The sequence below is a fragment of the Methyloglobulus sp. genome (genome assembly GCF_046714055.1).
In the GTDB taxonomy this organism is placed as follows: domain Bacteria; phylum Pseudomonadota; class Gammaproteobacteria; order Methylococcales; family Methylomonadaceae; genus Methyloglobulus.
In genome coordinates this window covers 1-8,722 of record NZ_JBKKBJ010000160.1, presented here as the reverse complement: position 1 = coordinate 8,722, position 8,722 = coordinate 1, and the positions used below count along the sequence as shown (strand labels likewise).

General features: G+C 47.9%; 11 protein-coding genes. 9 read left to right on the top strand and 2 right to left on the bottom strand.

The window, feature by feature from the left end; all coding sequences use genetic code 11:
- Nucleotides 1–322: 322 nt before the first annotated feature.
- A complete protein-coding gene (locus tag ACLQ6D_RS09520; RefSeq protein ID WP_411727046.1) occupies nucleotides 323–1,924 on the bottom strand; it encodes an FAD-dependent oxidoreductase in 1,602 nt (533 codons plus the stop codon).
- A gap of 247 nt (nucleotides 1,925–2,171) precedes the next feature.
- On the opposite strand from ACLQ6D_RS09520, the gene lpxD reads away from it, so the two are divergent.
- Nucleotides 2,172–3,212: a UDP-3-O-(3-hydroxymyristoyl)glucosamine N-acyltransferase gene (gene lpxD / locus ACLQ6D_RS09515; protein WP_411727045.1), complete on the top strand. Its 1,041-nt coding sequence runs from the start codon at nucleotides 2,172–2,174 to the stop codon at nucleotides 3,210–3,212.
- Between the two features lie 109 nt (nucleotides 3,213–3,321).
- On the opposite strand, the gene ACLQ6D_RS09510 is transcribed toward lpxD, so the two are convergent.
- Nucleotides 3,322–3,522, bottom strand: coding sequence for a hypothetical protein (locus ACLQ6D_RS09510; RefSeq protein WP_411727044.1), 201 nt, complete (start codon nucleotides 3,520–3,522; stop codon nucleotides 3,322–3,324).
- A 660-nt stretch (nucleotides 3,523–4,182) separates the two neighbouring features.
- Here ACLQ6D_RS09510 and ACLQ6D_RS09505 point away from each other — a divergent pair.
- From ACLQ6D_RS09505 to ACLQ6D_RS09470, 8 genes are all read left to right on the top strand, one after another.
- The gene (locus ACLQ6D_RS09505; protein WP_411727043.1) at nucleotides 4,183–5,952 is read left to right on the top strand and encodes a multicopper oxidase domain-containing protein; all 1,770 of its coding nucleotides are present in this window, start codon (nucleotides 4,183–4,185) and stop codon (nucleotides 5,950–5,952) included.
- 64 nt (nucleotides 5,953–6,016) lie between these two features.
- Nucleotides 6,017–6,805, top strand: coding sequence for a bifunctional hydroxymethylpyrimidine kinase/phosphomethylpyrimidine kinase (locus ACLQ6D_RS09500; RefSeq protein ID WP_411727042.1), 789 nt, complete (start codon nucleotides 6,017–6,019; stop codon nucleotides 6,803–6,805).
- The gene (gene thiE / locus ACLQ6D_RS09495; protein WP_411727041.1) at nucleotides 6,802–7,437 is read left to right on the top strand and encodes a thiamine phosphate synthase; all 636 of its coding nucleotides are present in this window, start codon (nucleotides 6,802–6,804) and stop codon (nucleotides 7,435–7,437) included. Before ACLQ6D_RS09500 ends, thiE begins: the two co-directional genes overlap by 4 nt.
- A 9-nt stretch (nucleotides 7,438–7,446) precedes the next feature.
- A complete protein-coding gene (locus tag ACLQ6D_RS09490; protein ID WP_411727040.1) occupies nucleotides 7,447–7,632 on the top strand; it encodes a hypothetical protein in 186 nt (61 codons plus the stop codon).
- Complete coding sequence (gene soxX / locus ACLQ6D_RS09485; protein ID WP_411727047.1) at nucleotides 7,575–7,796, top strand: sulfur oxidation c-type cytochrome SoxX; 222 nt, start codon at nucleotides 7,575–7,577, stop codon at nucleotides 7,794–7,796. The genes ACLQ6D_RS09490 and soxX overlap by 58 nt, the downstream gene beginning before the upstream one ends.
- Nucleotides 7,797–7,833: 37 nt before the next feature.
- Nucleotides 7,834–8,292 (top strand): thiosulfate oxidation carrier protein SoxY, encoded by a 459-nt coding sequence (gene soxY / locus ACLQ6D_RS09480; protein WP_411727039.1) that lies wholly within the window; start codon nucleotides 7,834–7,836, stop codon nucleotides 8,290–8,292.
- A gap of 1 nt (nucleotide 8,293) precedes the next feature.
- A complete protein-coding gene (locus ACLQ6D_RS09475; protein ID WP_411727038.1) occupies nucleotides 8,294–8,449 on the top strand; it encodes a thiosulfate oxidation carrier complex protein SoxZ in 156 nt (51 codons plus the stop codon).
- A 25-nt stretch (nucleotides 8,450–8,474) separates the two neighbouring features.
- Nucleotides 8,475–8,603: a thiosulfate oxidation carrier complex protein SoxZ gene (locus tag ACLQ6D_RS09470; protein ID WP_411727037.1), complete on the top strand. Its 129-nt coding sequence runs from the start codon at nucleotides 8,475–8,477 to the stop codon at nucleotides 8,601–8,603.
- Nucleotides 8,604–8,722 lie beyond the last annotated feature (119 nt).

Sequence of the window (8,722 nt, the reverse complement as noted above, 5' to 3'; positions counted from 1 at the left end):
GCGGTCGCGTTAAGTTTTTGCCGCTTGCTTGGGCTGGGACGACAAATCGCTCCTGCATTTGCTGCATTCACGCCATCCTTGGCGCTCATGCCCAAAACAAGCTTTCGCAAAAATAGCGACTCCCTTCTGTTTTAAAAGCCGTCATTCCGGGATTGCCGGAATCCAGGCCCCATGGCTGGCTCGGAGCTTGCCGTCCATGGCACTGGATACCCGCTTCCTGGCGGGTATGACGCACTTTTTTGCTTCAGTTGCCAATCAAGTTCTCTAATTCAGGTTTTTAAATTAGGTATTCATTTTTACTTACCTGCCCTAAATTTCAGTTTTACGCCGCTGCCCCTATTTTTTCCAAGACCAGATTCGCGGCCAACCGTCCTGTTTGTGCGCCGCCGTTCATGAAACCATAATAAGCATCGCTCAGGTGTTCTCCGGCAAATATCAAATGTCCGGCGTTAACCTGTTGACGTTCATCCTGAATATCGGATTCTATCCAGAACAAACTTCCAAACCGGGTTAACTGCCCAGGTTTATAATTCGCATAGCCGCCTGTCGTTAACGGGTTCTTTGTCCAACCAGTTTTAATAAACTGACCCGTGGCCGCATCCGCAGCGCCAGGGATAAAGTCATTTAGCCCGGATACGAATTGACTGCCCAGATTAGTGGCATCACTGATGTTTCCTAACTGACGTGCCTGATTGCCGCCCAAGAAAAAATTAAGCGCTCCGTCAGGTCGTGACGGCTGCCGCTGTGTTGCATCCCACACTTCAGAAAAGCCCAAATCAGTCCAGGCTGCACTGGTAAATCCCTGCACTTGTCGCCAAAAACGGCTGGTGAAGCTGCCAATGACCTTTTCGTTTGATCCCAATTTGGCTTCATTGATAAAGCGGCGCAGCAGGTTGGGCAACGGCGCGTTAATCAAAACACCGCTCAAAACGGGGAAAGGAATGGCAACAATCACTATGTCTGCATCCACTGTTGACTGGTTGGCAAAAGTGAGCCGAAATTTTGCCGCCCGTTTTTTTATTTCTGTCAGCTTCATCCCTAACTGGATGTGCCCCGCCAATTTTACGCCAAGTGCATCAGTGATCTGGGCACTGCCGCCGACAACGGAGAAAACCTCATCACTGTAACTCAACAATTCAACGGATTGCCCATCAATGATAGGCAGGACAAGTATGAATTGTATGGCTGAAGATTCATGCAGTTCAACCCCAAATTCGGTGTGGATAACATCCTTAAACAACGCAAAAATATAAGGCTTGTTGATTTTGTCCGTATGTAAGGCCAGATAATCTGCTACAGAAAGCCTGTCAAATTGAGGGGCATAAGCCCCCCAATCCTGGTCGAGCAGCGCTGCATCTGACGTAATCTGTACAGCGATTAGACGTAAGTCATCAGCCAAATCCGATTCGCTGTGACTAACACCATTGAAGTAATAAGCTTCCCTGGGGTAAGGTAAATTTGCTACATCTTCCACTCTATTAAACAATTCGATGCCTAATTCTTCTACCAACGCCAACATATCGGCATGATCGGTATTGATGAGTTCGGCGCCTAAATCAACAATCAGGCCACTACCCATATTAGCAGAAAGCATACGCCCGCCTATACGTGACCGGGCTTCATAAACCGTCGCGGAAAGGCCCGCTTTTTTGAGCTGGTAAGCCGCGTTCAACCCGGCGATTCCGGCACCTATAATGGCAATGCTGGGCGTAGCAGGCACCGCTTCTGCGTCACCAGGAAAAGACAGGCAACCACTGGCCAAGCCGGCCGCGCCAACGGCGGCTGTTGTCTTGATGAAATTTCGCCGTGTCCAGTTGCTTGCACTGTAAGGTAATGGCAGCGGCAAGTCTTGTGCTTTCAGGTTTTCCCGTCTGGCCGTTTGCAGGGCGAGAACCAGTTTTCGAAATAGCGGGCTACGACCCATTATTATTCCTTTAAGTTGAATGTTAGTAAATGATGTCCGTCTCCAATATTAGTACAATCCCTTTAAAAAACGCAATTTTGGCAAAGGTCGGCAAAGCTAAAGAAATGTTGAGTTTTCTTCGCGCCCTTCGTGTTCTCTGTGGTTAATAATTTTTTATCCTGATTTGGGTAATACTTTCACACCCCCTAGCGCAAACCACACTGTAAATTTGCTACACTAGGAGCGAAAAATAACGACAGGAACCCCTATGCCAATTACATTAAAAGAACTTGCAGCCTTATGTGATGCCCGGATTGAGGGCGGCGATCCGTCTGCTTTAGTCTACTCTGCGGCGGACATCACCTGCGCCCAAAAAGGCCAGGTAACGCAGCTAACAAACGCAAAGTACGCCCGGTATATAAAAGATTCGACCGCGACGGCTTGCTTTATTGCAGAAGGTTTTCTCGTTGATAACATTCCAGAAAACACAGCTTTATTTATCTGCGCCGATCCGGAAATGAGTTTCATTAAAGCTGTTGGACGCTTACATCCTGCTAAGGCATATAACAGCCAAATTGCCGATCAAGCAATCATCGACGACACGGTAACATTAGGCCGCGAACTGTTTATCGGCTCCTATGCCGTCATAGGCGAATACGCCATGATCGGCGATAAAACGGCGGTACTGGCCGGCGCTTACATTGGCAACAATGTGTCAATCGGACGAAACTGCCGAATCCATCCTTATGCTGTCATCTACGACAATACAGTTATCGGTGACAATGTCATTATCCATTCTGGCGCTATCATTGGCGCTGACGGCTTTGGCTATAAGTTCAGGAACAATGCCCACATAAAAGTACCCCAGGTTGGCAATGTGGTCATTGAGGACAATGTCGAAATTGGCGCCAACACCTGTATCGACAGGGGCGCATTAGGCAGCACCACCATTGGTGTAGGCAGCAAAATAGACAATCTGGTGCAAATCGGCCACAACAATAAAATCGGCAAACATGTCATCATGTGTGGGCTGACGGGTGTTTCAGGCTCCTGCAATATCGAGGATTACGCAATTCTAGCGGGCAGTTCAGGGGTCGCCGACCATGTCACTATCGGGCAAGGTGCGGTGGTTTTGGCACGCTCAGGCGTGGCAGGGGATGTAGCTGCGGGTTCTCAAGTCTTCGGTAGCCCTGCTAAAGACAAGAAAACTGCATACAAGGAACAAATTGCAATCAGCAAACTGCCCGAATTGCTAAAAAAAGTAAAAACGCTGGAAGAAGAAATTCGCCAACTTAAAAATCAAGGCTAGATAATTTCAGATGGTTTTTTGGAGGCTTGATTGCCTAATGCCCCGACTTTTGAATCGAATATGCTGCCCTTCAGGTTAAACCGGAAGGGCAGCATTAAACCTCAAAGCCTTACTCGGCGACTTTATTGGCGCCTATACCAGCGTGTTTTTTTGCCAGTTTAGCATCAACTTCAGCGTTACTTGCCGCTACTGCGCCACTTGCCAAATGTTTGGTTTCATCTTTCTTCAGCATTACAACCAACAAGATGATACAAGCGATTGCGAAACCAACCCATACCCAGGTATTGTCTTTTTCTTGTGCTTCAGCCATTTTAAAATCCTCTATAGTTATTAATATTTTTTTATCCCCCTCTCGCGAGGGAACAACTCAACAAATGCTGTGAGTTAGGTTGTCGAAGTATTTTCAACGGGTAATTTTTAACACGAGAGGAGGGGTTGTGTCAAAGCTATATATAAAAAAACCGATTAGGAAATTAATTTTTTTTGTAAAATTGGCCAGCATGGCCGACTTGCACACCTAAACAAGGAGTTAACTATATGAATTATTAAAACAAATGAAAATAAGATTTACCCAAGCCCAGCACTGCTCCTAGTTTGGGCTACCCGTTATTCAACCGGCACGACAACACATCCAGTGATGCCAAGCACGGGCCGTCAGTAAAAAATCGGAACGGGTTCAAAAAGCGGTTACCGAAACCAGAAAAACATCTAAGTCCATTCAACGTATGACTGGCAAGCAACCGTTTCCGGTTGTAAGTAAGCGCTTACTTTTTCGAAGCCCTCAAAATTTACCAGTCACCCCCTATTGATCATCTATATCCCATCGTTGAGTAAGCCAACTTCTTAAATTAAGCAAGTCTGCGCTTTCATATTGCTGATAATCGGATAAAATAGGCCGATAAAAAATAATTTGGCGCTTCCCTTTGTGGGTATTGCCAAGCTTATAAGCGTGATTTACTGAGGCAACCTTATGCAACAAAAACTTCCTGCCATTTTATGGGGTAGCGTCCTGCTACTGCTTATCCATGCTGTCGGTTTCGCAGCAACTGATTTGCCCCCATCGGCTAAAGTTGACATAGGCCCTGTAGAAGCCGTCTGCTCCAATTTCATTTCGCCCGAAGCACGTAAGGAACAGGTAATTGAAGGGGTAAAAATCCAGGAATCGGTCTTGTGTGACCCCGATGCGCCGGAAGACATAGCGGCTTTTGTCAAAGGCACCAACAACATTTCCATGGAAACCCTCATGGCGACCCAGTTGGCTTCGGATGCCATCACCATGACTGATGACATGGACAAGGACGGCGATCCTGACAAAATTATCATCAAACTTGAGGTCGTTGAAATCAATGGGCATTCCCCTGATGTTAAAGAGCCCATCACTACGTTTGACATTGCACCCGGCATACAGCCCACTTTTTGGGTATTTACCCCGAAGACACGGGACATGTCCACCCGCAGCCTCTATGAACCCATTGCCAATCCCTTGTTACGGGTGCCGTCCCCGGTCATTCGTGTTGAACAAAACGATCTCGTCTGGATAGTCTTGGAAAACACGCATTACCTTCCCCACTCTATCCACCTGCACGGCGTCGATCACCCGTTCATGGATCATACCGGCTCAGGTAACGATGGCGTGGCACAAACCAGCAACATGGACACCATGCCCGGCGACACCAAAACGTATGTGATTAAACCCCGCCAAGCCGGCACCTTCTATTATCACTGCCACGTACAACCGCATGTCCACATTCCTATGGGCTTGCAGGGAATTTTTGTTGTTGAGGAAAACCGTCCGAACAATTGGGTGCAAACCTTCAACGTCGGCGGCGGGCAAGTGCGGCATCCCTCTGTGGCAGTCTTGGAAAAGTATGCCAGGGAATATGATTTGCATTATCAATCCGTCGATAAGGACTTGCATGAAGTGTTTGCCCGGTCAGCCAATGATCCGCGCCTGATTGCCAAGCACATGAACATGGAGTACGACACCACGGATGCAACGGATGATTACTTCATGCTCAATGGCCGTTCCTTTCCGTATACCCTGCGTGAATCGTTGATTCACATGGGCAAGGATGAAAAGGTCAAACTGCGGGTTTTGAACGGACATACCGAATCCCTGGCCTTGCATATACACGGGCATAAACCGACTATCACCCACTATGACGGAGTTGACAATGGCCCAAGTTCCTATATCACCCGTGACGTGCATGGTATGGTGCCAGCCCAGCGTATAGATCTGGAATTGAGCGGCGTTGACGACGGCTTACACAGTTTTGGCCAGGGTATATGGATGTTCCATGACCATGTCGAAAAGGCTTTCACGACCGATGGTTTAGGTGAAGGCGGTGATATCAGCCTGGTGGTATACAAAGGCTTTCTTGACGATAAGGGCGTTCCCGCCTCACATGGCATGAGCCTTGCCCCTTATTTCGCAAAAAACTATTGGAAGGGCAAATACCCTATCTGGCAGGATTATGATGCTTTCCAAAGCTTGGGACTCCCCGACTTGAATGCCGAGTATGAACCTGCCAAAGTCGCTGTGCAAAAAGCGCCGGTTGCACCCACGGGAACCATGGAATCAGCCGCTAACCAGCAAGAACCTGCGGCGACCAAGTTTTTTTACGGTTTATTGCTCGGTTTATTCAGTTATCTGGCGATTATGAAGAGGAAATCAATTTTCGCCACTGTCCGCTTATTGCTGGAGAAATCGGTTTCCTTGCTGCCTAAGAAAAGAAGTTAATGTCGAATTGACTACCGGGCTATTCCATATCTGGTGGAGCAATGCGAAAATAAAGACAACCAGGATGACTCCTAACCACCCTGCCGTCTTGACATTTTCAGGTCACGATCCGAGCGGCGGCGCGGGCGTTCAAGCAGATATCGAAACATTGATTAGCCATCAGTGCCATGCTGTAAGCGTTATCACGGCACTGACAGAGCAAGATACGCTGAATGTAAAAAAACTGGTTCCCCAAAACCCGGACAATATTGTCAGCCAAGCGATGACCCTCATGGCCGACATCCCTGTCAAAGCCATCAAGATTGGTTTGCTCGGCCATCCCGAAACCGCCCTGGCAGTCCACAGTATCATCAAGCGGTGCCCGCACATTCCGGTTGTTTTCGATCCGGTACTCGCCGCCGGTGGCGGTGCAAACTTATCGAATGAACGCCTGATCGCCCTGATTAACGACTTACTGTTACCTTGCACAACCGTATTAACACCAAATAGCGAAGAAGCTCGTAGGCTGACCGGATTGGATGACCTTAAGGAATGTGGGCTAAGCTTGCTGGAAAAAGGTTGCGGCTACGTACTCATTACCGGCACCCATGAGACAACACCAGAAGTCAGCAATCAACTTTTTCATGACGGTCGTTGCTATGAAACCTATTCCTGGAATAGATTGCCTTACAATTATCATGGTTCCGGCTGCACCCTCGCTGCCAGCATAGCCGCTTTACTGGCACAGGGATTGGACACGTTACAGGCCATTTTCGAAGCCCAGGAATTTACCTGGAATTCATTAAATTCCGGCTACCAACCCGGCAAAGGCCAGCATATTCCTAACCGCTTTTACTGGGTGGATGACGAATGAAGGCATTTCCGGCTCGTGGTCTTTATGCCATAACCCAAACCCAAAATAACCAAACCAAGCACAAATCTGCCGCTGTCCTTTTCGAAGAAGTGGTTGCCATTATTCGGGGTGGGGCGGTCGTCATCCAGTACCGGGATAAAAACCCAGCTAATGCCCTTTTTGTTGCCCGTGAGCTGGTTAAAGTTTGCCAGCATCATGACGTACCGCTTATTATCAATGATGATGTAGAACTTGCGATCCTCTCAAAAGCCGACGGTGTACACCTTGGCAAAGACGATGGTGAAATAATCGCAGCCAAGAAACGGTTAGGCGATGCAGCTATCATCGGCGTATCCTGCTACAACTCAGTCGAACGGGCATTGGCTGCACAATCCTTGGGTGCCACTTACGTTGCTTTTGGCCGCTTCTTTCCTTCTTCTTCTAAACCCTTGGCAGCACCCGCCGATATTGACACCTTACACAAAGCAAAAGCAGCAATTCATCTTCCGATAGTTGCCATAGGCGGGATTCTGCCGGAAAATGGCGGACAACTGCTTGCGGCAGGCGCTGATTTGTTGGCCGTTATCGGAGGTGTATTCGACCATGAACCGGAACAATCGGCATTGGCTTATCAACGCTTATTTAATGAGTGAGCATTGCCGATGAAAGCTATCATTGCTCTTGTGCTTCTAGTTTTGTTCGCCTGTACGCCTATCACGCAGATGCCAAAACAAGGACTTAACGTAGGCAAACAAATCGCCTTTAGCCGCGATAAAGGAAAGGCAATTGCCTGGCTTGCCATGCCATTGAAGACGGTGAATCACCCGGAAATATTGGCCCAGCATTAAAAGCGCTACCAACCCGATTCAAAAGCAAACAGCAACTCCGCAAACAAATCTGGGATGCAACCCGATTTAACCCAGAAACCAGTATGCCCCCTTTGGGGGAAAACAAGATTATCATTGAGGAAGAAATTGACCAAGTCGTTGACTATCTTTGGGGATTAAAATAACCCATCGGCAAACCTTAAAACTAAATAAGGGCAAGGTATGAAAGTTAATCGCAGAAAATTCCTGAAAACATCCATCGCATTAAGCGCAGCGGGGGTGGGTTTGTTGGAATCGTCTGTCGCAAACGCAGAATGGACAGCAGCCGATTTTGCGCTAGGCCCACTGGATGCGACGATGAAGCAATTGTTCAAAGGCAAACCCATTGTTGAAACGGATAAAATCGACTTAAACATACCTGAAATTGCGGAAAATGGTGCGTTGGTCCCTGTTTCTGTAACCACTAGCCTTAAAGATATTCAAGGCATAGCCATTCTAGTCGAACAAAACCCGGTGCCACTCGCCATCCAGGTTGAGCTTATGCCGGAACTCGAACCTTTTATGTCCGCACGGTTAAAAATGGCCAATACCTCTTTCGTGTTTGCCTTGGTTGAGACCGAAAAAATTTGTTACAGCTTCAAGAAAAAAGTTAAGGTCACCATCGGCGGCTGCGGGGGCTAACATGTCGAGCATAAAAATACGCACCACGCGGCTGGACGGCAATACCCAAATCCGCACCTTGATTTCCCACCCCATGGAACATGGCAGGAGCCGCGACAAAACCACCAATAAGCCCATTCCCGCGCATTACATTCAAGTATTGACAGTTTACCCATAACAATAAGGTCATCGCCACCTGCAATATGGGCGCGGGTATTTCCAAAGATCCTTACTTTGCTTTCCTGCTGAAAGGCGGCAACCCTGGGGACGAAATCGTCATAGACTGGGTTAACCTTGGCAACAAGGATTCTGAAAAGCACACGGTTACTTAACTCACCTTACGCACTTAAGCGTTTGAAGCTCGTCGAAAGCCAGCCGGACGGCTTTCAAATACAATTTAGCCCTGAGAGCAAAATGATTGAGCTTGTGTTTGATTGAAAGGCACTCCAGG

What these genes read in the sequence shown, in the direction of transcription:
- ACLQ6D_RS09505 (WP_411727043.1), top strand. Translation starts at nt 4,183, where the DNA reads ATGCAACAAAAACTTCCTGCCATTTTATGGGGTAGCGTCCTGCTACTG.
- ACLQ6D_RS09500 (WP_411727042.1), top strand. Translation starts at nt 6,017, where the DNA reads ATGACTCCTAACCACCCTGCCGTCTTGACATTTTCAGGTCACGATCCG.
- ACLQ6D_RS09520 (WP_411727046.1), bottom strand. Translation starts at nt 1,924, where the DNA reads ATGGGTCGTAGCCCGCTATTTCGAAAACTGGTTCTCGCCCTGCAAACG.
- ACLQ6D_RS09490 (WP_411727040.1), top strand. Translation starts at nt 7,447, where the DNA reads ATGAAAGCTATCATTGCTCTTGTGCTTCTAGTTTTGTTCGCCTGTACG.
- ACLQ6D_RS09475 (WP_411727038.1), top strand. Translation starts at nt 8,294, where the DNA reads ATGTCGAGCATAAAAATACGCACCACGCGGCTGGACGGCAATACCCAA.
- thiE (WP_411727041.1), top strand. Translation starts at nt 6,802, where the DNA reads ATGAAGGCATTTCCGGCTCGTGGTCTTTATGCCATAACCCAAACCCAA.
- ACLQ6D_RS09510 (WP_411727044.1), bottom strand. Translation starts at nt 3,522, where the DNA reads ATGGCTGAAGCACAAGAAAAAGACAATACCTGGGTATGGGTTGGTTTC.
- ACLQ6D_RS09470 (WP_411727037.1), top strand. Translation starts at nt 8,475, where the DNA reads ATGGGCGCGGGTATTTCCAAAGATCCTTACTTTGCTTTCCTGCTGAAA.
- lpxD (WP_411727045.1), top strand. Translation starts at nt 2,172, where the DNA reads ATGCCAATTACATTAAAAGAACTTGCAGCCTTATGTGATGCCCGGATT.
- soxY (WP_411727039.1), top strand. Translation starts at nt 7,834, where the DNA reads ATGAAAGTTAATCGCAGAAAATTCCTGAAAACATCCATCGCATTAAGC.